This is a genomic window from Clostridium sp. AM28-20LB, assembly GCF_003480665.1.
GTDB classification, from domain to species: Bacteria; Bacillota; Clostridia; order Lachnospirales; family Lachnospiraceae; genus Otoolea; species Otoolea fessa.
In genome coordinates this window covers 47,177-73,505 of sequence record NZ_QUJN01000002.1, presented here as the reverse complement: position 1 = coordinate 73,505, position 26,329 = coordinate 47,177, and the positions used below count along the sequence as shown (strand labels likewise).

At 48.2% G+C, this 26,329-nt stretch carries 21 protein-coding genes, 1 tRNA gene and 1 pseudogene; 6 read left to right on the top strand and 17 right to left on the bottom strand.

Annotated features, from left to right (window positions below; all coding sequences use genetic code 11):
- Positions 1–177 precede the first annotated feature (177 nt).
- Together nrdG and nrdD are read right to left on the bottom strand one after the other, a co-directional pair.
- Positions 178–675, bottom strand: a complete 498-nt coding sequence (nrdG, locus tag DW739_RS05085) for an anaerobic ribonucleoside-triphosphate reductase activating protein (RefSeq protein ID WP_118522276.1) — start codon at positions 673–675, stop codon at positions 178–180.
- Positions 676–722: 47 nt separating this feature from the next.
- Positions 723–2,912 (bottom strand): anaerobic ribonucleoside-triphosphate reductase, encoded by a 2,190-nt coding sequence (gene nrdD, locus DW739_RS05080; RefSeq protein ID WP_117796798.1) that lies wholly within the window; start codon positions 2,910–2,912, stop codon positions 723–725.
- 735 nt (positions 2,913–3,647) lie between these two features.
- Here nrdD and DW739_RS05075 point away from each other — a divergent pair.
- Positions 3,648–3,720 (top strand) — tRNA-Lys (locus DW739_RS05075).
- Between the two features lie 261 nt (positions 3,721–3,981).
- Here DW739_RS05075 and trxA read toward each other — a convergent pair.
- The 3 genes from trxA to trmB all read right to left on the bottom strand — a co-directional run bounded on the left by trxA (position 3,982) and on the right by trmB (position 5,390).
- Positions 3,982–4,299, bottom strand: coding sequence for a thioredoxin (gene trxA / locus DW739_RS05070; protein WP_107000918.1), 318 nt, complete (start codon positions 4,297–4,299; stop codon positions 3,982–3,984).
- 61 nt (positions 4,300–4,360) lie between these two features.
- Entirely contained in the window at positions 4,361–4,504 is a 144-nt protein-coding gene (locus tag DW739_RS14855; protein WP_181357206.1) for a hypothetical protein, read from the bottom strand.
- A 250-nt stretch (positions 4,505–4,754) separates the two neighbouring features.
- Entirely contained in the window at positions 4,755–5,390 is a 636-nt protein-coding gene (trmB, locus tag DW739_RS05065) for a tRNA (guanosine(46)-N7)-methyltransferase TrmB (RefSeq protein ID WP_107000919.1), read from the bottom strand.
- A gap of 576 nt (positions 5,391–5,966) precedes the next feature.
- Here trmB and DW739_RS05055 point away from each other — a divergent pair.
- Positions 5,967–6,869 carry an SH3 domain-containing protein gene (locus tag DW739_RS05055; RefSeq protein ID WP_118471699.1) on the top strand — a complete coding sequence of 301 codons (903 nt, stop codon included), beginning with the start codon at positions 5,967–5,969 and terminating at the stop codon, positions 6,867–6,869.
- Between the two features lie 140 nt (positions 6,870–7,009).
- On the opposite strand, the gene DW739_RS05050 is transcribed toward DW739_RS05055, so the two are convergent.
- Complete coding sequence (locus DW739_RS05050; protein ID WP_107000922.1) at positions 7,010–7,672, bottom strand: HAD family phosphatase; 663 nt, start codon at positions 7,670–7,672, stop codon at positions 7,010–7,012.
- 440 nt (positions 7,673–8,112) lie between these two features.
- Here DW739_RS05050 and DW739_RS15350 point away from each other — a divergent pair, with 440 nt between their 5' ends.
- Positions 8,113–10,482, top strand: coding sequence for a TIGR01906 family membrane protein (locus tag DW739_RS15350; RefSeq protein WP_347560982.1), 2,370 nt, complete (start codon positions 8,113–8,115; stop codon positions 10,480–10,482).
- 158 nt (positions 10,483–10,640) lie between these two features.
- On the opposite strand, the gene DW739_RS05035 is transcribed toward DW739_RS15350, so the two are convergent.
- Positions 10,641–11,624 carry a 3'-5' exonuclease gene (locus DW739_RS05035; RefSeq protein WP_118637596.1) on the bottom strand — a complete coding sequence of 328 codons (984 nt, stop codon included), beginning with the start codon at positions 11,622–11,624 and terminating at the stop codon, positions 10,641–10,643.
- 413 nt (positions 11,625–12,037) lie between these two features.
- Here DW739_RS05035 and DW739_RS05030 point away from each other — a divergent pair, with 413 nt between their 5' ends.
- Positions 12,038–13,327: a RelA/SpoT domain-containing protein gene (locus DW739_RS05030; RefSeq protein WP_118742733.1), complete on the top strand. Its 1,290-nt coding sequence runs from the start codon at positions 12,038–12,040 to the stop codon at positions 13,325–13,327.
- Between the two features lie 190 nt (positions 13,328–13,517).
- Here the strand turns inward: DW739_RS05030 and DW739_RS05025 are convergent, their stop codons facing one another.
- Entirely contained in the window at positions 13,518–14,708 is a 1,191-nt protein-coding gene (locus tag DW739_RS05025) for an iron-containing alcohol dehydrogenase (protein ID WP_022359140.1), read from the bottom strand.
- A 489-nt stretch (positions 14,709–15,197) separates the two neighbouring features.
- On the opposite strand from DW739_RS05025, the gene DW739_RS05020 reads away from it, so the two are divergent.
- Both DW739_RS05020 and DW739_RS05015 read left to right on the top strand, forming a co-directional pair.
- On the top strand, positions 15,198–17,006 hold the full coding sequence (locus tag DW739_RS05020) for a phosphatidylglycerol lysyltransferase domain-containing protein (RefSeq protein WP_118742732.1): 1,809 nt from the start codon (positions 15,198–15,200) through the stop codon (positions 17,004–17,006).
- Between the two features lie 68 nt (positions 17,007–17,074).
- Positions 17,075–18,031, top strand: a complete 957-nt coding sequence (locus DW739_RS05015; protein ID WP_118742731.1) for an alpha/beta hydrolase — start codon at positions 17,075–17,077, stop codon at positions 18,029–18,031.
- Between the two features lie 135 nt (positions 18,032–18,166).
- Here DW739_RS05015 and DW739_RS05010 read toward each other — a convergent pair whose 3' ends face one another.
- The 9 genes and pseudogenes from DW739_RS05010 to DW739_RS04970 all read right to left on the bottom strand — a co-directional run bounded on the left by DW739_RS05010 (position 18,167) and on the right by DW739_RS04970 (position 26,328).
- A complete protein-coding gene (locus DW739_RS05010) occupies positions 18,167–18,994 on the bottom strand; it encodes a Tim44-like domain-containing protein (protein WP_022359143.1) in 828 nt (275 codons plus the stop codon).
- A gap of 26 nt (positions 18,995–19,020) precedes the next feature.
- Positions 19,021–19,506 (bottom strand): YbaK/EbsC family protein, encoded by a 486-nt coding sequence (locus DW739_RS05005; protein ID WP_118742730.1) that lies wholly within the window; start codon positions 19,504–19,506, stop codon positions 19,021–19,023.
- 378 nt (positions 19,507–19,884) lie between these two features.
- On the bottom strand, positions 19,885–21,525 hold the full coding sequence (hcp, locus tag DW739_RS04995; protein WP_118742728.1) for a hydroxylamine reductase: 1,641 nt from the start codon (positions 21,523–21,525) through the stop codon (positions 19,885–19,887).
- Between the two features lie 31 nt (positions 21,526–21,556).
- Positions 21,557–21,730 (bottom strand): hypothetical protein, encoded by a 174-nt coding sequence (locus DW739_RS14850; RefSeq protein ID WP_182426183.1) that lies wholly within the window; start codon positions 21,728–21,730, stop codon positions 21,557–21,559.
- A 74-nt stretch (positions 21,731–21,804) separates the two neighbouring features.
- Positions 21,805–23,037 carry an ATP-binding protein gene (locus DW739_RS04990; RefSeq protein ID WP_118742727.1) on the bottom strand — a complete coding sequence of 411 codons (1,233 nt, stop codon included), beginning with the start codon at positions 23,035–23,037 and terminating at the stop codon, positions 21,805–21,807.
- 140 nt (positions 23,038–23,177) lie between these two features.
- Positions 23,178–23,399, bottom strand: coding sequence for a calreticulin (locus tag DW739_RS04985; protein ID WP_243023732.1), 222 nt, complete (start codon positions 23,397–23,399; stop codon positions 23,178–23,180).
- Between the two features lie 120 nt (positions 23,400–23,519).
- Positions 23,520–24,582 (bottom strand): annotated as a pseudogene (locus tag DW739_RS04980) (FUSC family protein).
- A gap of 31 nt (positions 24,583–24,613) precedes the next feature.
- Entirely contained in the window at positions 24,614–25,657 is a 1,044-nt protein-coding gene (locus tag DW739_RS04975; protein WP_118482275.1) for a HAMP domain-containing sensor histidine kinase, read from the bottom strand.
- Positions 25,657–26,328, bottom strand: coding sequence for a response regulator transcription factor (locus DW739_RS04970; protein WP_107000933.1), 672 nt, complete (start codon positions 26,326–26,328; stop codon positions 25,657–25,659). Before DW739_RS04970 ends, DW739_RS04975 begins: the two co-directional genes overlap by 1 nt.
- Position 26,329: the final 1 nt, after the last annotated feature.

Below are 26,329 nucleotides of genomic sequence, written 5' to 3'. Positions count from 1 at the left end.
CAAATGCGGATGCTTAGGTGGGTTATTTATGCCCCTTGAAGAAAATATCCACTTATGATAGCCTGCCCCGGATTACAAAGGCACGTATATGCTTGCTGTACCTCCCTTGTAATGCAAAAAGCTGCCGCAGATCAGAAAGTTTTTTCCGATCTGCAGCAGCTTTTTATCTCATTCTTATTATTTTCTTCCTATTCTCTTAAGCTCCAGAATCCTCTGGTTCCGGCTTCCGCGAAACTGCAGGGTCAGATCCTTCTCCGCTTCCACGAACTCTCCGTCCACCAGCACATCCACATAGGACAGCATCTCGTCTGTCACCTCTGTATGGACCACGCCGCCGGCTGCCAGATCCCGATCCCACAGATAGCCGCTGTAGCACCAGATATCCTTCTCCGGATACGTCTCGCGCACCTTCCGGAGTAAATGTACCAGTTCCATCTGGTTTTCTGGCTCAAACGGTTCTCCGCCGAGCAGCGTAAAGCCCTGTATATATCCCGGCTCCAATGCCGCTAAAATCTCTTTCTCCGTCTCTTCTGTATATAACTGTCCATATCGGAAATCCCACGTCTCCGCATTGAAACAGCCCTTGCAGTGATGGCGGCAGCCCGACACAAACAAGCTGACGCGCACGCCAGGACCGTTGGCAATATCATGCTTTTTGATGGTTCCGTAATACATATCTTCCTCCCCTAGACCAATGTACTCTCGGAGGCTTTCACCACATCCTACAGATGCAGCACCCGATCGCGGATCTCCTGGGTACGTCCCTGGTTCCAGAACTGGGTTCCGATGTAGCCGCAGGTACGGCGTGCGACAAAGAGCTTGTTCTGGTCGCGGTTGCCGCAGTTCGGGCACTCCCACACCAGCTTGCCAGCCTCATCCTCAACAATCTTGATCTCGCCGTCATAGCCACACTTCTCACAGAAATCACTCTTGGTGTTCAGCTCCGCATACATAATATTATTGTAGATAAACTGCATCACAGAGAGAACTGCCGGAATATTAGTCTGCATATTCGGCACCTCGATGTAGCTGATCGCACCGCCCGGGGAGAGCTTCTGAAACTCTGCCTCAAATTTCAGCTTACTGAACGCGTCAATCTTCTCGGATACGTGTACATGGTAGCTGTTCGTGATATAGTTCTTATCCGTAACGCCCGGAATGATACCGAAGCGCTTCTGCAGGCATTTTGCAAATTTATAAGTCGTAGACTCCATCGGCGTGCCGTATACAGAATAGCTGATGTTCTCCGCCTCTCTCCACTCTTTGCATTTATCATTCAGACGCTGCATAACTTTCAGTGCAAATGGCTTCGCCTCCGGATCGGTGTGGGATTTTCCTAACATCCGCATACACATCTCATACAGACCTGCATATCCCAGAGAAATCGTAGAATAGCCGTTGTACAGGAGTTTGTCGATCGTCTCACCCTTTTTCAGGCGGGCAAGCGCACCATTCTGCCACAGAATCGGCGCCACATCGGAGATCGTGCCGAGCAGCCTCTCATGACGGCAGCGGAGCGCACGATGGCACAGTTCCAGTCTCTCATCGAGAATCTGCCAGAAACGGTCCATATCTCCCTCCGAAGAACAAGCCACATCGACCAGGTTAATCGTGACAACACCCTGGTTGAAACGTCCATAGAATTTATGCTTGCCGTTCGGCAGCATCTGGGAATCCTCTACCGTCAGGAAAGAACGGCAGCCCATGCACGGGTAAACCTCGCCCTTCTTTAATTCTTTCATAATCTTAGCAGAAATGTAGTCCGGAACCATCCGTTTCGCGGTACATTTCGCTGCCAGCTCAGTCAGGTGCCAATATTTCGAACCTTCCGTAATATTGTCCTCATCCAGCACATAGATAAGCTTCGGGAACGCCGGTGTGATCCAGACGCCCTTTTCATTCTTGACGCCCTGCATTCTCTGCAGCATCACTTCCTCGATGATCATCGCAAGGTCATCTCTGGTCCGTCCCTCCGGAACCTCGTCCAGATACATAAATACCGTGACAAACGGAGCCTGTCCGTTACAGGTCATCAGGGTGATAAGCTGGTACTGGATCGTCTGGATGCCGCTCTTAACCTCCTCGCGCAGACGGCGTTCGGTCACGCGGTTGATGATATCCTCATCCAGTGCCTCGCCGCACTCGGTGCGCTCTGCAATCACGTTCTTGCGCAGCTTCTGACGGCTGATGTCCACAAACGGTGCCAGATGCGCCAGAGTAAAGGACTGTCCGCCATACTGGTTGCTGGCTACCTGCGCCACGATCTGGGTAGTCACGTTGCAGGCCGTAAAGAAACTGTGCGGCTTCTCGATCATCGTCTCACTGATCACAGTGCCATTCTGCAGCATATCCTCCAGATTGATCAGGTCGCAGTTGTGCTCCTTCTGTGCAAAATAGTCGGTATCATGGAAATGGATGATGCCTTCCTCATGCGCGCGGACGATCTCCTCCGGCAGCAGCACACGCTTGGATAAGTCCTTGCTGACCTCGCCCGCCATGTAGTCACGCTGGGTCGAGTTGATGACCGGGTTCTTGTTGGAGTTTTCCTGATTCACTTCTTCATTAATATGGTCCAAAAGTGCCAGGATGCCGTTATCGGTCGTGTTGGACTTGCGTTTTAACTCCCTGCGGTAGCGGTAGCGCACATATTTCTGTGCAACCTCATAACCACGCATCTCCATAATGCTGGTCTCTACCATATCCTGGATATCTTCCACATTCACCGCGTGCGGCATCTCCTGCACCTGCTCGGCGATCGTATCTGCAATCGCTTCAATCTGGTACGGGTTCATCTGGTGAATACGCTCCACATTGCCGTTTGCTTTCGTGATCGCATTTACGATCTTCGCCCGGTCAAAATGTACTTCTTCTCCATTTCGTTTGATTACATTGGTTGTTACTGTGTCTTCCATCCCTGTTCCCTCTCCTTACCCTTAAGCCCGTTTTATGACTTGTCTTCTATAATCTATAAATTGACTCGCCGGTTCCCGTTTCTGTGATTTCTCTTTCTACTTTTATGGCATACATCGAACATCCATCTGTATCCATTTCCCGTCCCCCAGCTTACTCTCATTTCCTCATTCATGAGAGCAACGCCTTCTTCTGACAGGCTATTTTTCATGTCCGGATGCCTTCACTGACAGGATTCTTTTCCGTTCCGACTTGTCTTACGATTGGCTTTATTTTTGATTTGTATTTAGGTAATTTTTAGAATTACACACAAAATATTGAACTCGTTTTCTTTCATAACACAATATATAGTGTGTTCGTCGTGACGTATTTAAGCATACACCAATTAGATTAAAAATGGAAGAGGATTCCCCTATATTTTTTCGAATCAGAATTTTGCACAAAAATCATTTTCTCCCTTTACAAACACCCAAATCTGTGATCCCCTTTCCACGACGTTCTTTCCAGACTTATCCACCGTCCCATGTGCAAAACCCACCTCGTCATTTCTCCCATGGCTGCATCCCATATACCCTCTGAGTCTCCTTCGCCCATACCCTTATCTGTTTTAAAAATACCGAAAATAATGCTTTTTAAAATATTTTTAAAAATATTTAAAAAACTGTTGACATTTTATTCTGGATGGAGTAGAATAACACATGTCTTACGGATGAGGCATCCGCAAGAAAACAAAATAAGCGCCTTTAGCTCAGTTGGTAGAGCAGTAGACTCTTAATCTATTTGTCCAGGGTTCGAGTCCCTGAAGGCGCACTATCAAGTGCTTGTTTCGCAGACCGAGAGCTGTGGGGCAGGCACTTTGTGCGTTAGCAATGAGGCGTGCAAAGAAAAAAAGAGATGGCGGATGACGCGTTGTGCTTGCACATAAGCAGCATCCGTTATCTCTTTTTTTCTTTATAGGGCGAATGCCCGACAGCGAGGAAAAGCGCCAGCTTTTTCGAGCTGCCGCACGCCGGATTTCAAAGATGCGACTCTTTTCAAACTGCCCCACGCCATACTCCAAAGACGCAGCTTTTACAGCGCCCGCCCAATCGCCTTCTCCACTTCCTTCTTTGAACTAGCGCCGACTTCCTTGCTGAACACTTCCCCATTCCGGAAAATAATCATCGTCGGGATCGACATAACCTTATACTGGACTGCAATATCCGGGTTCTCATCGACATTCAGCTTTCCGATCTTCACTTTTCCCTCATACTCGCCCGCCAGCTGCCCGATCACCGGCGCCATCATCTGGCACGGACCGCACCAGTCTGCATAAAAATCAACCAGTACCGGAATCTCCGATTTCAGTACCTCCTCCTCAAAATTCGCGGTCGTAAACTTCATTTCCATCACTCATTTCCTCCTTTCGTTCTATCCATACAGGCAGTCAACAGAAGTGCCCTGTTTCTCTTTACGACGGCTTCTTTTTACCGCCTCCCAGTGCCTTTGCTGCCTCTTCCATCGATTTTTTCCATTTTAATGCCTGTTTATTCAATTCCACTTTATCGCTGGTCGCCTGAATGAGTTTCCGTGTAAGCTGCTTTTTAATATCCATTCCTGACTTCTGGCAAACGCTCTGCGCACCTCGTTACCATTCATGTGAGTCCAGGTTTCTCACAAAAAGCACCGCCGCGCATCCAGCCATCCTTCTTTATATTATAGTAAATATATGCAGCTTTTATTTTCTTTATTCCGGCTCTGCCAGCTCAGATAACCGTTAAATACGGCAAATTCCTGCTACCACCACGTTTTCTTACGGCACTTTCGGTTCCAAAAGTGCCTACCCGTGCCCAGTAACGATTTTCCTACCGCACTGCCACCAGCTTGCAGATCGGCTTGCCCTGCGCCGAGAACTTTGCCTCGTACTCGGTCATGACGTTGCCCTCTGCCATCTCGCTGTGGTGCAGGTCACGGGTATATTCTGTGATGCGCCAGCCCGCCTCCGGGATGGCTTCCAGGGAATAGGAAAATAAATCCTGGTTGTCCGTCTTGAACTCGACTCTTCCATCCTTCTGGAGAACCTGATCGTACACTGCCATAAATGGCGGCGAGGTCAGTCTCCGTCTCGCATGGCGGTCCTTCGGCCACGGATCCGAAAAATTCAAATAAATCCGCTCTACTTCCCCCGGTCCAAAAATCTCTGCCAGTTCTCTGGCATCCTCACATAAGAAATAGATATTGGACAGTTCCATCTGTTCTCTCTTGCGGATCGCCTTTAAAAGAACCGTCGAATATTTCTCAATACCCACAAAATTCACATCCGGGTTGCGGGACGCCTGCTCCAAAATAAACTGACCTTTACCCATACCCACCTCGATGCGGATCGGATGGTCATTTCCAAAAATCTGCTGCCAGGTTCCCTTCTTCTCCTTCGCCCCATGAACCACATGCGGGTTTTCTTCTATCATCTGCTCTGCGCCCGGTATATGGCGTAATCTCATCTTCGTTCCTCCTGCTGTCTACAATCTGCGCCGTCCCGGATGGACTTTCTTCCGTACCGTATCATTCCGTTGAGACGCCCCGGCTTACCCGCCGGATCTATCCTTATCTTACCATTGAAGCCCCCATTTCGCAAGCAAAGGTGCTCTATTTTCACACCATTTTACGATCCCCGTGTTACTGTTCACGCATACGTGCCCAGTAACGGAATTTGCCGTGGCTTCGCATTTAAATACGGCAAATTCCTGCTGCCCCCACGTTTTCTTGCGGCACTTTCGGTTCCAAAAATGCCTGCCCATAAACAGCCTCCACTCTCCTCCATGCCGTCCTTTCTAATCCGTCCGACTTTGTGTCCTTTTCTTACAAATTTCATAACTTTTCCAATTTTCATCATTTTATAGATGAATAATTCAACCGATTATATTATAATAATTTTAGAACAAAACCAAACATACGGTCACGAAATGGCTGCCGTCTTTTCACCCGTTTGCCGGACATTCAAAAGTCAGGATCCGTCCGGGAACAGCCGTCGGCACGCCGGTTTCGGACCTGCATCATATACACAGGAGGATATGCCTATGGGAACAACAGCTAACACAGGTCAGAGCACCTGGGAACAAATCCACGGCGGGGTTCGCGAGACCGAGCGCCTGATCGGACAGAAGAATTATAACCTGGCGATGGTGAAAGCCCGCCAGACCCTTGAATACATGGTCAAATGCCTCTGCGAGCGGTATGGCATTCTGGAGACCGGCCTTCTGGAAATGATCGATGCCCTCTACAGCGCCGGAAAAATCAGCAAGACCACCTGCGAACATTACCACAAGATCCGCACGATCGGCAACAAGGCGATCCATGAGGGAGACAACAGCGCCTACAACGCCAATCAGGCGCATCACCTTCTGTCGCAGGAGGTCTACACCTTCGCAAATGACTACAATGACACAAAAAAATCCACCCGGGCTTCCCGAAGTGCAGCTCCAACCTCCGCTTCTTCCCGCCTTCGCGGGAACAGCCGCCATCCCTCTGCCGGCTCTGGAAACGGAAAACCTGCCGGCACACGTTCCGGCAACTCCGGGGGACGCCGTCCGCGCGCCTATGCAGGCGGTCCGTCTTTTGAATTTCGAAGCATTATTAAACCAGTGCTTCTGATTATTATTATCATCCTGCTGCTTTTGATCATCAAGATGATACGCCCTGCGACGGATGCCAAACCGGATTCTACTGCAGCCGTCAGCACCGAATCGCTGGCTCCAGAAACCGAGGCAGAGACCGTTGCCGCAGAATCGACCGTTTACCGGACCACCGACACAGTCAATGTCCGTCCGGAACCATCCACCGACACCGACAGGATTGGCGTTCTGGCACCAGATACCGATGTGGAATATCTCCGTGATTACGACGAAAAATGGGCGGTAATCAGCTACAACGGACAGGAAGCCTACGTTTCCAGAGACTTTATCCGGCAGGTTTCGCAGTAATCAGCCAAAAAAGGAACCATACATGCAGTGATTCTTCTCCCTGACATACATGGTTCCTTTTCATTTTCTTTGTACAATGGTTCATCACTTTCGCAATTATACTTTCCGCAATGAATCCCTGAATTTACTCAACTCAAATTTTACTTCAAATCCCGAATTTTCTCCGCCAGCGGCACAATCTCCTCCAGCGAATTTAACTCATAGTCCGCCAGACTCCGGTCAAAGGAAAAACGGTTATCGATGAGCGCCGCCACTGTCATTCCCGCGCAGTGCCCCGCCGTGATGCCGACCGTCGAATCCTCAATCACAAGGCACTCCTCCGGCTGCAGGCCCATCTGCTCCGCCGTATAGAGGTAAACCGCCGGATCCGGCTTGCTGCGCTTGAACGTACTCGCACTGATCATCCGCTCCAGACGGGACGCCACGCCATTTTCCTTTAAAATGCGCTCCACCTGCTCAATATTCGTCGCGGATGCGACCGCCAGCCGGAAGCCCTCTGCTTTCAGGCGATCCATCACATCCAGAATCTCCGGGCGGAAGATCGAGAGATAATCAATCGAATTAAAAATGTCCGTCCAGCGCCCCAGATACTCGTCATGCAGCTCCTGCCAGGTCTGACCATTGTGGATCGCCTTCTCCACAACCATCCAGCAGTCCTGCTTCGTCGTCCCCACCGTCCCGTGCAGACTCTCCAGAGTCACCTCCGGATTTTTCGTTTTTGCATATTCATACAGATAATTCAGATAAATTCCTTCACTGTCAATGATGACCCCATCCATATCAAAGATGACTGCCTTTATCATATTCGTATCCTCTCTCTTTCTGCTCTAGATTATAACATCTTCCCCCAGTATACAGGAATCCCCCGCCAGCTGGCAAGCCCCTATTCCACCCTCCCGCCATTCTTTCGAAAAATTTATTACTGTTCACGCATCGTGCCCAGTAACGAAATTTGCCGTGGCTTCGCATTCAAATACGGCAAACTCCTGCTGCCACCATGTTTTCTTACGGCACTTTCGCTTCCAAAAGTGCCTACCCGTAAACAGTAACAAAAATTTCACATATTTTTCCATTTCGCGCCTTTTCATGCTTCCCCGAAACTGTTATACTGGATAACGAAACGGAAACTTTAACATACAGAGCCGTTTCAAGGAAAATAGAACAAACGACCTCTTTACAAATTTATCACATAAAATGAAAGGCTGCAGCTGTACCACAACCTGACAGCCGCGAAAGGTTTTATATGACACAGAAAAAAACATATTTAAGCTGGCTTCTGGGGCTTATCTGTGCTTTCAGTCTGATGATCGTGTTTCTGATTACCTCGGTGGAAGCCGTCGCCTACTGGACGCCGCATTATTATGAAAATGAATATACCCGCTACCAGGTTGCCGATGATGTCCATATGGAGATGGACGACCTGCTTTACGTGACGGACGAGATGATGGCATATCTGCGCGGCAGCCGCGACGATCTGAACATTGACACCGTCGTAGACGGGACGCCGCGCGAATTTTTCAACGCCAGGGAGAAGGCGCACATGGCGGATGTCCGCAACCTCTTTCTCGGAGGACTGGCGCTGCGCCGCCTCTGCCTGTTTCTGGCAGCGGCATCGGTTGCACTGCTGGCACTTTTCAAGGTTCCGTTAAAACACCTGCTGCCACGGATGCTCTGCGCCGGGACGGTTTTATTTCTGGGCGTGACCGCCCTGCTTGCCGGGATCATTTCCACTGATTTTACGAAATATTTTATTATTTTCCACAAAATCTTCTTTACCAATGATCTCTGGCAGCTCGATCCGCGGACCGATCTTCTGATCAACATCGTGCCGGAACCATTTTTCATGGACACCGCCGCCCGGATCGGCATCACCTTCTGCCTGATGACCGGCGCCCTGTTTCTTCTCTGCCTTGCATGTATCCTGCGGGAACACCGCAGGGGCAAATCAGGAGCAGAAAATTCCGGAAATTCCGGAGGCGGCAGCTCTCCAGGTAATTCCAGCCACCCGGCTGCCCCGGATTTGAAGACGAAAATAGCTGGCAGCACAGGCAGCAAGTTGTCCTTGTTTTTAATTGGTACACTTTTGCTGTCCCTGCTCGCCGCCCCGATGCAGGCGCTTGCCTCCACCGACTGGCCAGCGGACATTTCCATTGACTCCGATGCCGGGATCGTCATGGACGCCAACACCGGAGTCGTTTTATATGGAAAAAATATCCATGAAACCTACTCTCCTGCCAGTATCACGAAGGTTCTGACCTCCCTCATCGTTCTGGAGCACTGTTCCCTCGATGAGACAGTCACCTTTTCCGAGAGCGCGGTCTACAACGTGGAATCCAACAGCAGCAGCGCCGGATACGATACAGGCGATACTGCCAGCGTCAAGGACTGCCTCTACGCCCTGCTTTTAAAATCAGCCAATGAGGCTGCCAACGCACTCGCCGAGCACGTAGCTGGCTCCGCTGATGCATTTGCTGTTTTGATGAATGAAAAAGCCGCCGAGCTTGGGTGCCAGGATTCGCATTTTGCAAATCCGAGCGGTTTGAATAACGAGGAACACTATGTCAGCGCCTACGACATGGCGCTCATCACGCGGGCGGCATTTGAAAATCCTACGTTTGCCAAGATCGTCGAGACAACCTACTATAAACTGCCGCCGAACCAGAAAAATCCCGAGGGACAGGGCATCTCCCCGGGCAATAAGCTGGTCAAAAAGAACTGGCCGCAGTACTACCGTCCGGACGTCCTCGGCGGCAAAACCGGTTATACCTCCATCGCCCTCAACACACTGGTCAATGGTGCCAGACAGGGCGATACGACACTGATTACCGTCATCCTGCACAGCAACAACACGCAGTATGAGGATACCAGCCGGCTGCTCGACTTTGGATTTAACAATTTCCAGTCGGTCAAAATTGCAGATTATGATCAAACTTTTTCAAATATCGGAAAAGATTTGAAAATTGCAGATGTATCTACCGCCGGGGGCGAATCCCTGTCCATCGACCCAGATAGCCGCGTGGTACTTCCAAAAACAGCGGATTTCTCGGAGACAACGACCTCCTTCGACTATGAGATCCCGGCTGGCGCACCGGACGGCACGATCGCCTGTGTCACTTATTCGCTCGGCGATCACAAGGTTGGCCAGGCATATCTGACCCTCACCGACAGCAGCCAGACAGCGGCAGATATTCCCGAAAAGCTTGTATCCCAGGCGGCAACAGCTACCGCGCAGGACAGCTCCGACACTGCCCTTTCAAACGGCTCCTCGGAGGCCTTGCCGCTCTCCAATCCGCCCGAATCGGCTGCTAATCAGGAAAATAGTTCCACCGGTAAATCCTTTGGACAGCTGTTTCATATTTCCGTCCGCGTTCCACCGGCATTCATCGCTGCACTGACCGCCATTCTTGTCGTGATCGGCGCGGTCACCGCCGGCATCCGTTTTCTCCAGATGCAGCGCCGCCAGGAGGAGGACGCCCTCGCAGAACGCCGCAGACGGCGCGCGGAACGTCTGCGCGACAGCGGAATGTCCGAAGCAGATTTCGACCTGATGATGCAGGACCGCCGAACGGCGCTGGCGAAAAAAAGAAAGAAACGATCGCATAAAATCCCATAACTGACACAAAAAGAGTTACCAGATGTGGAAATTCTCTTCTTTTACCTTACTCTAAACAGGCAGGAGAAACATTTCCATATCCAGTAACTCTTTTCTATGAATTTTTTCTTTTCTCTAATTCCTATTTCATACGCTCCATCCGCCCGGCTGCCTTCACCCTACTCGGCTGTTTCTGCCGCCTTTCCAGACTTCTTCGCCTTGTTGCGTTCCGCGCGCTTCTTCTTCGTTTCCTCCTTCTTCTGCTCCACGTAGGCCGCTCCCTCTTCACCGACCAGCTTCGTCGTCTTAACAGCAAAGAACGAGCCGTCCTCCGACTTCTTCATCCGGATCTTTCCCTTCATATAACCGTGCTCCGGGCAGACCGCCAGACAGAAGTAAAATTTCTGGTTTGAGGAAAACCAGCGGATCTTTTTCCGCAAGGTCCGGCGGCATTTGTAACAAACCATCTCCGCCACACGCCGTTCCTCCAAAATCTCTTCCTTCGTCTCATGCTCACGCGACACAAATTTCGCATATTCTGGAAATTCCAGGTAGATCTCTTCCTCCTCCGTCAGCGGCGGCTGGTAATAATCCACTGAAACATACTCCATCATGCTGTAAAAGTCCATCTCACTCATGACACGCCCCGTGTAGTACGCATCATCCAGCGCCCGGTGGAACGGGCGATCTTCCGTGAGGTGCAATTCCTCTACCACGGTATCTAACGACTCCTTTTGTTTGGTGCCGTGGATCAGGGCATAGATTTTCTGCAAATCATAATAGAGAAGCGGCGATGGAAACTGCAGCTCCATCCCGTGATATACCATATTCCGCTGCAATTCGGTCAGATCCATCGAGCCCCACGTACAGAACCGGTAATCATCCCCGCACCATTCTAAAAATTCGGTCATCGCACGCACAAAATCCTCGCCTTCTGTGTCAAGCTGCTCGATCGACATATGCGTCACTTCTGATATCTTATAATGCATCTGCCGGTACACCCGCGGGCGGATCAGACGGCGAAATTCCGAAATGATTTGAAGATTTTTATTTAATTTTACCGCGCCTATCTCAATAATCTCAAATGGAAGCCGGTTCATCGAGCCTTCCTTGCCCGCCGGACTCTGGTTCCATTCCAGATCCAATACTATAAACTGTCCCATAATTCTCGTCTCTTTGTAACGGTTCCGTTTTCTCTGCGTTACCTCTTACTTTTCTTTCTTCACGTTGTCACTGTCCATAACTTTACCACAAATCTGTGTATAAGTCCATATTAGGTTACCGGGCACACATGTGGGGACAGTAATATTTTTGTTACTATACACGGGTAGGCACTTTTGGAACCGAAAGTGCCGTAAGAAAACGTGGTGGCAGCAGGAATTTGCCGTATTTAAATGCGAAGCCACGGCAAATTCCGTTACTGGACACGTATGCGTGTACAGTAACATATTTTTTACATAGAACCACTGGCAGAGTGCTTCCATCTTTGCTATACTTCATGATAGAAAGAAGAAGCATTTCTTTTATCAGAATGCTTTCTTCTAAGCTTTATTATGCACCTTGGGAGGGGCTGCTTATGGATTTAATACAACAATTTATCGATACATACAAGATGAAATGGACGTTCTACGACGCAGCCGGCCGGCTCGCGGCAGAGAAACTCCAGCTTGCCCTGCAAAATGCCGGTATCCGGGCGATCGTGACCTCTCGCGCCAAGAATCCCGCCAGACTCCGCACAAAAGTGCAGCGGCGCAATTCCAGACGTGAAGAACCATACCAGACACTCGAGGAAATCTACAACGACATTGCCGATCTGTCCGGCGTGCGCGTCTCCCTGTATTTCCCCGGTGATCGCGGCAAGGTAGATGCGATCATCTCGGAGCTTTTCAATATCCTGGAATTTAAACAGTTCCCAGAACAGTCGAAACCCCCGACTTACCACAAACGGTTTTCCGGCTATTGGGCGAACCATTACCGCGCGCGGATGCGCGATGAAATTTTAAATGAATCACAAAGAAAATACGGAGCGGCGCGCATCGAGATCCAGGTGGCATCCCTGATCATGCACGCGTGGTCTGAGGTTGAACACGACCTGATTTACAAGCCGATGCAGGGAACTTTATCTGAGGAAGAGCTGTCGATCTTAGATGAGTTAAATGGTCTGGTCCTTGCCGGTGAGATCGCGCTGGAGCGCCTACAGGCAGCCGGAAATGAGCGGCTCCGCAGCCGCAATGCCGCGTTTGGAAGCCAGTACGAGCTGGCGTCCTATCTCTATAACTTCCTGAGCAGCCATCTCAAAACCGAGGACATCGAGCTTCGAATGGGAAATATTGCCCTGCTCTACCGGCTTTTGCAGCGCTTACAGCTCACCGGTCTCAAAGATATTACCCCGATTCTGCGGTCTGTCAAATTTGAAAAGGATCGGCGCACCATTTCCCAGCAGATCATCGATCAGATTATCTCCGGCAATGAAAAGCGCTACCAGTGCTACCAGGAGCTGCGGACGGAACCGGAGACCGCCTCACCGGAAACCCTGCAGGCAGTCAACCAGTTCCTCGAGGAGTGGGTACCATTAGAGCGCCTGCTCAACAAGACTGCGCGGCGCACCTCGACGCGTTCCCGCGGTGCCTTCAATATCAATACACTCAAGCGGATGGATCTCTTTGACAAAGAAATGATCAACCAGATTGTCCAGCTCCGCAAGCTGCGGAATGTCCTGATCCACGACATCGAGCTGCCGGACCAGGCACAGATTCTCCGCTGTACGGAGGAAGCGAAAGCACTTCTGGCACAGCTGACCGGACAGCATGACGCAATGGCAGACGGAGAAAACGTTGAGAAAAACAGCCACGCAGAAAACGCATAGGACACAAACGCGCCAATCACCAAAAATGCAAAACACCAGATAACAAAAAAACACAACGATAAAAGCCATCCAGTTTTTAGCCGGATGGCTTTTTATTTTACATATTTGATTCTTTTCAGAACCGCTTCCAACATCGAAACACGATGTTTTACATTCTAATTTTGCATTCTAAATTCAGAAGCTTCTTAAATTAGAAATCAACCTCTGTATCATAGAAGCAGCAGGTCAGAAGTTTCGCCATCTGCTCCGGATTGATCGAACGCGGGTTGGAACCGGTACATGCATCGCCAACTGCCAGCTCTGCTACGGTTGCCAGTTTATCATTGAATTCTTTCTCGTCAATGATTCCGCCCTCATAGAGCTTAATGCTCGGAGCGATATTTAACTGCTTGTTCATCTCTTTGATCTCAGCGATCAGAGCGTCAACCAGAGCCTCGTCGCTGTCTCCCTGTAAACCGATGAACTTCGCGATATCTGCATAACGGGAAGCTGCCTCCGGTTCCTTGGAGTTAAATTTAATAACCTTCGGAAGATACATCGCATTCGCTGCACCGTGAACGATATGTCCGCCGGAGTAAGCTGCACCTGTCTTGTGTGCCATGGAATGGACGATACCAAGCAGTGCATTGGAGAATGCCATACCTGCCAGGCATTGTGCGTTGTGCATACGTGCTCTCGCTTCTTTGTCGCCATTGTAAGATTTAACCAGATAGGTATGAATCATCTTGATTGCGTGAAGTGCCAGCGGGTCGGTGTAATCACAATGAAGTGTGGATACATACGCCTCGATCGCATGGGTCATCGCATCCATACCGGTGTTTGCGGTCAGCTTCTGCGGCATGGTCTCAGCCAGCTCCGGATCCACGATCGCTACATCTGGTGTGATATTGAAATCTGCTAACGGATATTTGATACCCTTATGATAATCGGTAATAACGCTGAATGCCGTAACCTCAGTTGCTGTACCAGAAGTAGACGGAATCGCGCAGAATTTTGCTTTTGTACGCAGTGTCGGGAAATTGAACGGAGTGATCAGATCCTCAAACTTGGTATCTGGATACTCGTAGAATGCCCACATCGCTTTCGCTGCATCAATTGGAGAACCACCGCCGATCGCTACGATCCAGTCCGGACCAAATTCCTGCATAAGCTTTGCGCCCTTCATAACGGTCTCAACGCTCGGATCTGGCTCTACTCCCTCAAACAGAGCCACTTCCATGCCAGCTTCTTTCAGATAATCTTCTACTTTCTGAAGGAAACCGAAGCGTTTCATGGAACCACCGCCAACGACAACGACTGCCTTTTTGCCTTTCAGATTTTTCAGTTCCGCTAAAGATCCTTCTCCATGATAGAGATCCCTCGGTAATGTAAATCTAGCCATATTGATACTACCTCCTGTTAATTTTTTAACCACCCTATACCCAGATTATAGCACGCATTCTGGTGGATTTCAACTGTTTTAACTATTCACTTTTGATATATTTGTGTATTTTTCAAAAATTTTACATTTTATTACTTTGATTTCCATAGAAACTGCGTTCCTCGCTTGTCAATCATCCAACAAACTGCTTCTTTTCTCCATTTTGAACCGTTCCTTTTCTGTCTGCATAATACCCCTGTGCCTTTGCCTCTATCACAAAGAATTCCTGCTGCCACCATGTTTTCTTACGGCACCTTCGGTTCCAAAAGTGCCTACCCGTAAACAGTAACGGAATTTCTCCACTCCTATTTCCATGCAAAATCTTATCTTGACATCCCTGTTTTTCCGTACTATAACAAGGGCAAGCATAAGCCGCCTGTGCGCTTATGCCCGTTTCATAGCACCTTACAGATTATATCTGTACAAGACTGACACGGAGGACATTATAATATGAAACAGAACTCACGAATCCAACTGGAAAACACCTTGATCGGCGCACTTGGCGTTCTTTCCCTTGTACTTTTTATTCTCAGCTTCCTGCCAGGGCTGGGACTGGCAAACCGCGTCGGTATCCTTCTGGAAATGGGTCACATGGTACAGCGTGCTTTTTCTGTCGTGCTCTTCATCCTGACCTTCCAGCTTTGGAAACGGAAGCGCGCCGCCTGGAACATTGCTGTTATCCTGCTGTTTTTAAGCTTTTTACGCGGGCTGACAGCACTTTCTTCGCCTTTGTATCTTCCGTTCCACCTGGCAGAAGCCGTATTATTTCTGCTTCTCCTGTGTTTTCGGAAGGACTTCTGCTGCCCGTCTGACCGGCGCAGCCTCGGACGCTCTCTCCTGTTTCTGCTGCTGGCACTGGCAGGCATCATCGTCAATGCCGGTATCAGCTATCATTTTTCGGTAAAACCGCTGGGAGAAACCTCTCTTGACTCGCTGATGGATAGTCTCATTCAGGGAACTGCCATGATTTTCGGCATGGGAAATCCGAGCAATGTTTCACGTGAAACACATGTAGTCGAACTGGTTACATTCTGGTTCAGCTGGGGCTGCATCCTCGCCTCCATTCTGTATGCGGTCCGCCCATGGCTGCTGCATCCAGTCAGCCATGCTTCGGATTTGATGCATGCCCGCACCCTCGTCAACCTGTACAGCCAGAATCCCAGCGCCTACCTGACGCTGGAGGATGACAAGCTCCTATATTTCGGTCAGAAGGTAGACGGCGTCATCCCCTACGGAGTCGTCGGCAGCACCATCGTCATCAACGGCGATCCCATCTGCGCGGATAGCGATTTTCCGGTTCTCCTGGCAGAATTTAAAGAATTTTGCCAGCGCAGCGCTCACAACTTGTTTTTTATCAGCGTCACTGACCATTTTCTGGAAGAATATAAAAAGCAGGGCTTTGGATGGGTCAAAAACGGGGAGGAAGCCCGTTTCCACCTTGCGGACTATGAAATCTCTGGCAAGAAAGGCGCCAAGATGCGTATGAACATCAACCACGCCCGGAAAGCCGGGGTCGTCGTCCATGAATACTGCCCGCTGAAACAGCGGGATGCACAGATTGAGGCAGATCTGAACCGCATCACGAACGAATGGCTGCAACAGAAAAAGAGTTCGATGCTGACTTTCGTTATGGGAACTGTCGGGCTGGAAAATCCGATGGACAAGCGTTATTTCTACGCCACCGACGCCGACGGAAAAATCGTGGCATTCATCGTGTTTGTCCCATTTCTCGGCAAAAGAGGCTACATGGCGGACGTCACCCGCCACGGAACCGGCGCACCGAGCGGCGTGATGGAGACGATTCTTTACGACGCATTTCAGGTTTTCAAAGACGAGGGCATTGAGTATGGCAGCCTCGGTGTTGCCCCGCTCGCTGGCTTGGAAAATGACAGCTCTAATCCGGTCGAAAAGCTGCTCTGCTTCGCTTACAACCACCTGAATGACTGTTATGGATTCCGCGATCTCTACCGTGCCAAGGAAAAATACAGCCCGACCGAATGGGTTCCTTCTTATTATATTTACCTGCCGAAGATTCCAACACCAGACATGTTTTATGCCCTTGTGACGATTCAGAATCCGCATCAGATCCGCGAGGCAGCGGAGGATCTGGTAAAAGGATGGGCGCAGCGACTGAGAAACAAGAGGACTTCCCCGACACATCAAAGTAAACCATCTCGCCAGGTAAGTTGGACTGCTTCTTCCAGCACGAAGCAGCCCGACACAAGAAAGCAGACAGATGCAGATAAAAAGGCAGACTAAACTTAGCTTTTATCATGCTGGATGCAGCCTGATAAATTTCATTTTTTTACCAGAAAAGAGGCGCTCTTATGATGAAACATTCCGGTTATCTTACCACCTCCGGCGCAGAAATCTACTATGAACAGTACGGCAGCGGCACACCGCTCCTTATCCTGCATGGAAACAGCCAGTCCCTTGCCGTCTTTTACCCATTTCTGCGCACGTTTCTGCCCGATTTTCAGGTGATTCTGATGGACAGCCGGGGACATGGGCGTTCCCGGCTGTCTGTCCACACAGCGCTCCACGGGTTCTCTACAGAGGATATGGCAGACGACGTTATCGCCCTGCTTAACCACTTACATCTTTCCTCCGTCCATCTGCTGGGATTCAGCGATGGTGCCAATATCGGGCTGGAGATCGCATGCAAATACCCGGAGCGGCTGAAAACGCTCATCTGTATCAGCGCCAACGCCTCACCGGACGGGCTGCTCACGCCGCTGCACCTTGCCGCCCAAATGCTGCACAGCATTTTAAATCTCCTGGGGAATCTCCTGCTGCCTGTTTTAAAATGCAGCTTCTCTTCTGCCTCTGCGTCCTCCGGGTCCTCTGTGGTCTCTGCACTGTCCACCCCGAAAGTTTCCCTGCCATTTCAGAAGAATTTCTCTGTTTCCGCCACATCCGCAGTTTGTGCCGACAAAGAAAGGCAAGGTCATTTCGGCTCAATTTTCCCCCGGATTCCGGCAGAACAAAAAAAGAAGCCTGACTTTCTTACCCGGCTGACGCACCGCGTCCTCCGCCGTCGAAATCTGACTTCTCTTTTACTTCACTCGCCCCGTTTAAGTGCCCGGAAATTGCAAACCATCTCCGTTCCTGTGCTGCTGATCGCCGGAACCCGGGATCTCATTAAGCCCTCACACTCCCGCTGGTTAGCAAGGCAGATTCCAACCAGTCGGCTTCTTTTAATGACCGGGGGACGGCATACTTCCATATTCCGGACACCGACGCCTTATCTGCGCGCAATTCTGGCATTTCTGCGCCGCAGCTAAAGTATCCTCACTCTTCCTGCTGCTCCGCTTTCCTTGCTCCATTCACTTTTAGGTTCTATACTTTTCCTCTTCAAGCATCTCTACCGGACAGCATCCGCAGCTGCCGTGTTTCGAGCACTCAACTCAAAGCACCTCTCAGCACAACTTCCGCCCATTATCCACTTCTTCCTTCTGGCAGATCTCATCCAGCACCCAGTTTCCATCTTCCAGAACAAACCTCCAATATTCGAAGAAATCTTCCATTTTCCGGGAGCCCTTCAAAAGTTCTCCTGTTTCTTCGTGATACACATAGTCGATCATCTTTCCATGGATCAAATACCAGATATAGTCGCGGTCGTCGCCGTCCTCATTCTCCGCTTCCACCAAAATCGCATCCAGAAGCTGGATCCCTTCCATGACAAACACCTCATGGCGCATCCTGCTCCACTCAAATTTCGTCTGAAACTCCTGCTGCATCTTCTGGCTCAGGTAAGGGTGCCCTTTTTCCAGATCACGATCCCGCCAGCATTCCTGAATCCGGTAATATGATTCCCGCACCCGCTCCTGTATCTCACTCCGATCCCAATGATCTTCTCCAATGGAAAATTCTTTCAATTTTTCACGGGCTGCTGCCTGTTTCTTTTTTGCCCGGTGCAGGTATGTAATGGTTCCGGCACTTCCCAGAATCACAAAGGTTCCCGTAAGCAAAAGCGCCTGAAACGCACCCGCTCGTCCGCCTTGTCCCCGGCTGCTGCTTGTATGATGATGGGAAGAACCACCTCCGCCGCCTCCGCCGCCAGAAGCACCTCCCGCTCTGGCAAAGGCGGTAAAAGATCCAAGAACCATCATGGCTGCTGTCAGGCAAAGCAGACGGACGAACGTTTTCCGGCACAGGCGACCTTTCTTTCCCAATCTGGAACCCACCCTGATTCCGCCGTTTTCATTTTCTCCCCTGCTTCTCCCCGTTGCTTTCACATCTCTCATATGAATTCTCCTAAAATCTCCCACACCTACTCGTGCTGCTGATCCTCCGGCTCCCTGCAGACATCCACCCAGCCTTTCGCTCCGGACACTTCTTCCAACTCCGGGATCGTGAGACGTACCGCGCTGTGGTCGTCTCCCGCTGCTGGATAAACCATCTCAAAACGCTTCAGGCTCTCATCCAGATACACTTCAATTCCATCCTTGATACCAAACGGGCAGACCCCACCCGGCGCATGACCGGTAACCTCCTCCACCTGCTCAAACGGGATCATCTTTGCTTTCACGTGAAACGTATCTTTATATTTCCGGTTATCCACTTTCGCAGTACCTTCTGTCAAAATCAATACCGGCTGTTCTCCCTGCAAAAAGGACATCGTTTTCGCAATCATCCCCGGCTCCACGCCTAATGCCTCCGCTGCCAGCGCAACCGTCGCTGTGGACTCTTTTAACTCAATAACATGATCCAAAAATCCGGCTTCCTTTAAGTAACTTTCTGCTTTTTCCAGTGACATGGCTGTTTTCCTCCCGTATCCTCTATCGATTGATCTGCCGTATCAATTTCTTTTATATTTTAGAACTCATTCATCTTTCCCATCATATCACACTTTCATTTTCCATATCAATATTTCTATAAATAAAAAAGAATGCGCATCATTGGCACGTTAGTGCCTTTTTGTGTAATAGGGAATTCCAAGGAATTTCCTATTACACAAAAAGGCAGTTCCCTGCATTTGCCAGAGAACCGCCCCCTATTTCACTAACTGCCGTTTTCAAGATCGTTCCGACCGCTTTTGTAAAACCAGCACAGGCTTTTTGCAAATCCATCTCCGCTTTAGCCCCAGATTCCGGCTTTGTTCGATTCCCTCTTATCCAGTTCCGTCCTGTATTTATCACTTCTCCCCGAAAAATAATTCCACATCGCTCTCCACGCTGTCAATTCCCGTGATTCCAAACTTTTCCACCAATACATTTACCACGTTCGGACTTAAAAATGCCGGAAGCGTCGGTCCAAGATGGATATTCTTGATACCGAGTGAGAGAAGCGCCAGAAGAACAATGACCGCCTTCTGCTCATACCAGGCAATGTTGTAAATAATCGGCAGGTCGTTGATGTCATCCAGCCCAAAAATCTCCTGCAGCTTCATCGCAATGACCGCCAGGGAATATGAATCATTGCACTGCCCCGCATCCAGGACACGCGGAATTCCTTCAATATCGCCCAGATTCAGCTTATTGTAGCGGTATTTCGCACAGCCAGCCGTCAGAATTACCGTGTCCTCCGGCAGCGCCTTTGCAAAATCGGTGTAGTAAGTGCGGCTCTTAGCCCGCCCATCACACCCCGCCATGACGACAAACTTTCGGATTTTTCCCGATTTAACCGCATCCACTACCTTATCTGCCAGCGCCAGCACCTGTGCATGGGCGAAGCCGCCGACAATCTGCCCTTGCTCAATCCCGGTCGGCGGCTCACAGCGCTTCGCATGCTGGATGATCACTGAAAAATCCTTCTTTCCTCCGATTCCACCGTTGATATACGTGCAGCCCGGATATCCCGCCGCACCGGTTGTGTAGAGACGATCCTTGTAGCTATCCTTCGGCGGCACGATGCAGTTCGTCGTCATCAGGATCGGTCCATTGAACATCTCAAATTCCTCCTTCTGACGCCACCATGCATTGCCGTAATTACCCTTAAAATTCGGATATTTCTTAAATGCCGGATAATACTGCGCCGGAAGCATCTCCGAGTGCGTATATACATCGACGCCGGTTCCCTGCGTCTGCTCCAGAAGCATTTCCATATCGCGCAGATCATGTCCCGAAACAAGAATGCCCGGATTACTTCCGACACCGATATCAACCGTAGTAATCTCCGGATTTCCATAAGTCTCGGTGTTTGCCCGATCCAAAAGCGCCATTCCCCGGACACCATATTCGCCAGTTTCCAGCGTCAGGTGAATCAAATCATCCACACTCAGACCGTCATCCAGCGTCGCCGCAAGCGCCCGCTGTAAAAATGCATCCACCTCCCGGTCCTCCTGCAGCAGGACATTCGCATGCCGGGTATAGGCAGACAAACCTTTCAAGCCATACGTAATCAAGCTGCGAAGGGAAATAATATCCTCGTTCTGCCCGATCAGAACGCCCGCTTCCGACGCTTTTTTTATAAATTCAGACGGCTCACCTGTCCAGCCAGCCGCCTCCGGCAGATTGTCCCGACGTTCCAGCTGCTCCCACAGTGCCGTCTTCATTTCCAGCGTCTTTTCAATTCTTTTTTCAATCGCCGCCTTATCAAAATTGGCATTCGTGATCGTCGTAAACAGATTTTCGGTAACCAGATGGTTGACCTCATCTGCCACCGCACGTCCCTCCTCGCGAAGCCGTGTCGTCACCGCGCTGATACCCTTCGTCACCCACACAAGCAAATCCTGCATTGCCGCCACATCCGGCTGCTTACCGCAGACACCGACCACCGTACAGCCCTTGCATCCGGTCGTTTCCTGACATTGATAACAAAACATTTTCTGGTCCATTGTTCACTCCTCCTATCGCATCTATCGTGTCTTATATAATCTGCATTTCTCGTGATTTATATTCTTGATAGGGATAGATAACGAAGCTGCCTTCCATATTATCAGCGCCATGATTAGCGCCATCAGCGTCAAGAATAGCGTCATCCGTGGTGCTATTTGTCATCTGATTTAAAAGTTCCGGAAGGATTTTTGCAGCCTGATACAATTTTCTGTAATCTCCGCCATAATAAAAATATCTCCATCATTTCAAAAGAGAATGACGGAGATATTTCGCCCTGCTTATTCTTGTAGCAACCAATCGGCTATATCATGGATTTCGATTCCTTCATAACTATATTTTGGATGTTTGGTTCTGGCAATAATCATTTTCGGATAAGCATCTCGGATCTGAAGCAGAGGAGAGCATTCTCTCTCAAATGTTTCCTGCCCGGAAATGTTGTCACTGACCTGAATATAAATCTTCTCGCTGCCTCTCTGAGCAACAAAGTCGATCTCCTTTTGATAGAGCTTGCCGACATAGACATCGTATCCACGGCGAAGAAGTTCGATGCAAACGATGTTTTCATATACTCTGCCGTAATCCATATTTCTGCTTCCCAGTATTGCATATCGAATACCGCTGTCACACAAATAGAACTTTTCAGAGCTTTCAAGGTATTTCTTGCCTCGGATGTCGTATCTCTTAATATCATAAAATACAAAAGCATTGCACAAATACTTAATGTACTTGCCGACGGTTACATGATTGGTCGGAGTCTCATTTGCTGTCAGCAGCTGACTGACCTTATTAGGAGAAGTCAGGTTGCTGATATTATCCATAAGGAACTCGCTCAAACGCTGTAAAACCAAAGTGTCCGGGAGCGCATATTTCTGCACCAAATCCCTTGTAACAATCGTTTCGTAGACCTCTTTGATATAGTTTGTTCTGTCTTTTTCGGTTCTGTAAGCGTAAGAACCTGCTAAACCGCCCTTGATAGCGTAATCATCAAAGAGGTTATCTTTATCACTAACATCATCATAATATTGGCAATATTCCTGGAAGCTGAAAGGAAACACATGAATTTCAATATAGCGTCCGGTAAACAGAGTTGCCAGATCTGCACTCAACAGGAAAGCATTAGAGCCTGTTACATAGATGTCGTATTTTCCCTTAGAGTACAGGCTATTGATTGCCAACTCAAACTTGGGGCACATCTGCACCTCGTCTACAAACAGGTAGTTCGTTTTACCTTCCTGATAATGTTCTTCCACATAGGCGTGTAAGGCATGGTATTCCTTGATTTCCTCATACGCCAAATCCATGAAGTCAATGAAGATAATATTGATGTTTTCAAAATGGCTTTTCAGATACTCAATATACGCCTGCATCAGCTTGGACTTACCGGAGCGACGAATGCCCGTGATGATCTTGATGTCAGGAGTGTCATTCAGTTCAATGATTCTATTGAGATATTTTGCTCTCGTGATTGTTTTCATATCGTCACCCGCTTTCAAAAATTGAAATTTTTTCATTTCTCGAAACCGCTTCACTGTACTTATTATACTGTCTGCTAATAGTATATGCAAGATGTCGCTTTCAAAAACATAAAATTTTTTATTTTTTGAAAGTGGAAATTATGTAAAGGCTGCCCCAGGCATCAAGCCTATCCTGTTTACACAGGTTCATTATCATCTTCATCGACGGAGCTATCTGCATCATCGTTCTCAAACTCCGGATCGTACCCATAGTCCTCGTCATCGTCCACATAATCAGCATCTGGGTCAGGCTTTGCCGCTTCCTGTTCCTTCTTCTTTTCCTGGACTTTCTTAAATACGAAGATTACCTTTGTGTTAAAATGAAGGAAGATAGGCAGGTATAAAAAAAGATCTGTCACCCTTAGGATTCTTCCCAAAGCCAACAGATCTTAAATTTTCCCTTACATCTTCATACTCTTCGCCAGACTCGTCAGCAAAGCTGCCATTTCCGGATTAACCCTTTTTCTTTCCATCCCACGTTATTCTGCATCTACGGTTACCACTGTTTCCTTTTTTCGACATAAGCCAATAAAACATAGAACAAAATATTAATGCAAATACAACGCCAAAAACATTCTGAATCACTCTAAGACCAACTGCTCCTTTTAGTCCATAACTCTCTGTAGCAATGGCCAAAGCACCAAATGTGTTAAATACTGCCTGCCAGCCATATTTTGCAGAAAGTCCTACACCAATTCCGCCAAGGATTCCTATGTATGCATAGATGGATGACGGAAGCAGAAAATATAGTACTATAAAGCATATTACACCTGCAATATTTCCGACAATCCTTTTGCGGACTCTGTATTGCATGTCCTCCATAAATGGTAAGATTGCTGACATTGCCGCAATTCCAGCCCACATTGCCCGTGGCATATTGCAGAGTTCCGCAATGCAGAGTACTGCCGGTACGCATATGATCTGACATAACTGCCACTTTGTTCTGGAAGAAGATATATCAAATTCCTGTACCAAATCATTCAAATTTCTTTTATACGTTCTGTTTTTATGATTTCGATAAAATACGAAGCAGGTAAGTGCTGCACCTAAAGCCATTCCGACTAATCGCACCTGATAGCTTTTTCCCGTAACATCATAACCATATAGCAGCAGATACCCAAGAACCAATGTAGATTGATTAAACATGAATGGATTATGGCATCCGAACAGAATCAACACTGCCAGTGCAGCAATGTTTAACAGCATTCCAAGTACCGGTGAAAGCTGGTTTGCTAAATGCGGACATACGGTCATAATTACAAAGAACAAAGCCAAAAGCATCGTAGATTGTCCGGTGTGGATCCCCAGATCCGCATTCCGAAATACCATAAGGCATAATAAAACTACTACACCCACAATACTATTCTCATTTCCAAATAAGATACTGAAAATAGTAACAAATAAAAAACAAAATGCCATTGTAACAGCTATCTTCACCAGATATACCCACATATGATATAATTTTTCTTTTAGTGTTTCACTCTTTTTCAACAGATTTTTAGAACCTGCCTGATTTAACTGCAACTCCTGATAAAATGTCATGTAATTCCTCCTCTATCTGTTTTTTTTAAACTTATATGGCCTCATCTTTCTGTATTGGAAGCTCTACAACAAATCTGCATCCACCATATTCCCGGTTTTCTGCCTTGATCGTCCCGCCAGCACTATCTACGATCCGTTTCACAAGTGCAAGGCCGAGACCATTTCCTTCTGCTTTGTGAGAACCGTCTGCCTGATAGAACTTGTCAAATATTCTGGTTTTCACATCATCTTCTATTCCCGGTCCTTCATCTTCCAGAATAAACATTACAGAATCCTTTTCCTGCTTCAGAAACATCATAATTGTCCCCTTTGCAGGACTGAACTTAATCGCATTATCTAAAAGATTCATCCATATATGCATAAAAAGTCCTTCATTCCCAGTATATTTAACTTCCTCCAGCTCTACCTGGAAACCAATTTCTTTTTCTGTCCATTTTGTCTCCAGGGAAAGAAATGCCTGACGGATCTGTTCATCCAAACGATATTCTGTTTTTTTCATTGGTATGTTCTGATTCTCTAACTTGGATAACAGCAAAATATTACCAACCAATCCAGAAAGTCTTTGGGTGTTAAATAAGATTTTTTCTACATATTCCTCTTGATCCGGAGACAGTTCTTCTCCCTGAAGCAGCATTGTATATCCTTCAATGGCATTGATCGGGGTCTTAAACTCATGAGAAACATTGGAGACAAAATCCATCTGCAGTACTTCTGTTGCACGAAGCTCTTTTGTCATCACATTAAAACTCTGGTAAGATTCTCCAACTTCTGCGATACGGCTGTTCGTTTCCAAGTGCTGTTCAAAATCTCCCTGCGAAACTTCCTTCATTGCTTTACTAAGTCTGGTAATTGGTTCCAGTAACTTTGCATTGATAAAGGAAGTGATCAGCCCTGCAATCAATGTATTGAAAATCAAAAGCCAGCCAAGCACAGGTATGCTACCAGGCAGATTAAAAAAATGATTCAAAAAAGCAAATAATAACGCAGATATGACTGTTGAAAATACAAGTGCCAGCCAGATTGCACCAGTCAGACAGGATCGGATCCGCAATCCTTTTTCTTTCTTTTGTTCCATTATTTTTTCACCACCTTGTATCCAATTCCACGCATTGTTACGATTTCAAAATCCGGGTTATCTTTCAAACGCTCCCTGATTCTTCCTATATGTACCTCTATCGTATGTGGGTCTGCCTCCGTCTCGTATCCCCATACTTCATCCATCAACTGTTGTTTTGTAAATGTTCTGCCTGGCGAAGCTGCAAGCTTATATAAAAGCAGGAATTCTTTTTTAGGCAAAACAAGACTTTCCTTATCAGTTGTAACCGTCATTGCATCATAATCAAACTCTGTTGAACCGATCACAATTTTGTGTTCATTCAATATCTGTGCACGGCGAAGCAGTGCTCCGACTCTTAAAACCATTTCATTCACATTTACCGGTTTTACCATATAATCGTCACTTCCCGAAAGAAATCCCTGGCGCATATCATCAAAGGAACCTTTCGCAGTGATCATAAGTACCGGTATCTGATATCCTGCTGAACGGAGTTTCGACACCAGTTCATAACCATCCATAACCGGCATCATAATATCGGAAATGATCAGATCAATATACTCTTTATCCAATATTTCTAATGCCAGTGCTCCATCCGATGCACTTTTGACCTGATATCCATTCTTCTCAAGCACTTTTTGGAATAGCTGGCTTAATTCTTTATCATCTTCTACAATTAATATTTGAAACACG

Coding starts and splice junctions, on each gene's coding strand:
- nrdG (WP_118522276.1), bottom strand. CDS start 675: ATGTATTACGGAACCATCAAAAAGCATGATATTGCCAACGGTCCTGGC.
- nrdD (WP_117796798.1), bottom strand. CDS start 2,912: ATGGAAGACACAGTAACAACCAATGTAATCAAACGAAATGGAGAAGAA.
- trxA (WP_107000918.1), bottom strand. CDS start 4,299: ATGGAAATGAAGTTTACGACCGCGAATTTTGAGGAGGAGGTACTGAAA.
- DW739_RS14855 (WP_181357206.1), bottom strand. CDS start 4,504: ATGGATATTAAAAAGCAGCTTACACGGAAACTCATTCAGGCGACCAGC.
- trmB (WP_107000919.1), bottom strand. CDS start 5,390: ATGAGATTACGCCATATACCGGGCGCAGAGCAGATGATAGAAGAAAAC.
- DW739_RS05055 (WP_118471699.1), top strand. CDS start 5,967: ATGGGAACAACAGCTAACACAGGTCAGAGCACCTGGGAACAAATCCAC.
- DW739_RS05050 (WP_107000922.1), bottom strand. CDS start 7,672: ATGATAAAGGCAGTCATCTTTGATATGGATGGGGTCATCATTGACAGT.
- DW739_RS15350 (WP_347560982.1), top strand. CDS start 8,113: ATGACACAGAAAAAAACATATTTAAGCTGGCTTCTGGGGCTTATCTGT.
- DW739_RS05035 (WP_118637596.1), bottom strand. CDS start 11,624: ATGGGACAGTTTATAGTATTGGATCTGGAATGGAACCAGAGTCCGGCG.
- DW739_RS05030 (WP_118742733.1), top strand. CDS start 12,038: ATGGATTTAATACAACAATTTATCGATACATACAAGATGAAATGGACG.
- DW739_RS05025 (WP_022359140.1), bottom strand. CDS start 14,708: ATGGCTAGATTTACATTACCGAGGGATCTCTATCATGGAGAAGGATCT.
- DW739_RS05020 (WP_118742732.1), top strand. CDS start 15,198: ATGAAACAGAACTCACGAATCCAACTGGAAAACACCTTGATCGGCGCA.
- DW739_RS05015 (WP_118742731.1), top strand. CDS start 17,075: ATGATGAAACATTCCGGTTATCTTACCACCTCCGGCGCAGAAATCTAC.
- DW739_RS05010 (WP_022359143.1), bottom strand. CDS start 18,994: ATGAGAGATGTGAAAGCAACGGGGAGAAGCAGGGGAGAAAATGAAAAC.
- DW739_RS05005 (WP_118742730.1), bottom strand. CDS start 19,506: ATGTCACTGGAAAAAGCAGAAAGTTACTTAAAGGAAGCCGGATTTTTG.
- hcp (WP_118742728.1), bottom strand. CDS start 21,525: ATGGACCAGAAAATGTTTTGTTATCAATGTCAGGAAACGACCGGATGC.
- DW739_RS04990 (WP_118742727.1), bottom strand. CDS start 23,037: ATGAAAAAATTTCAATTTTTGAAAGCGGGTGACGATATGAAAACAATC.
- DW739_RS04975 (WP_118482275.1), bottom strand. CDS start 25,657: ATGGAACAAAAGAAAGAAAAAGGATTGCGGATCCGATCCTGTCTGACT.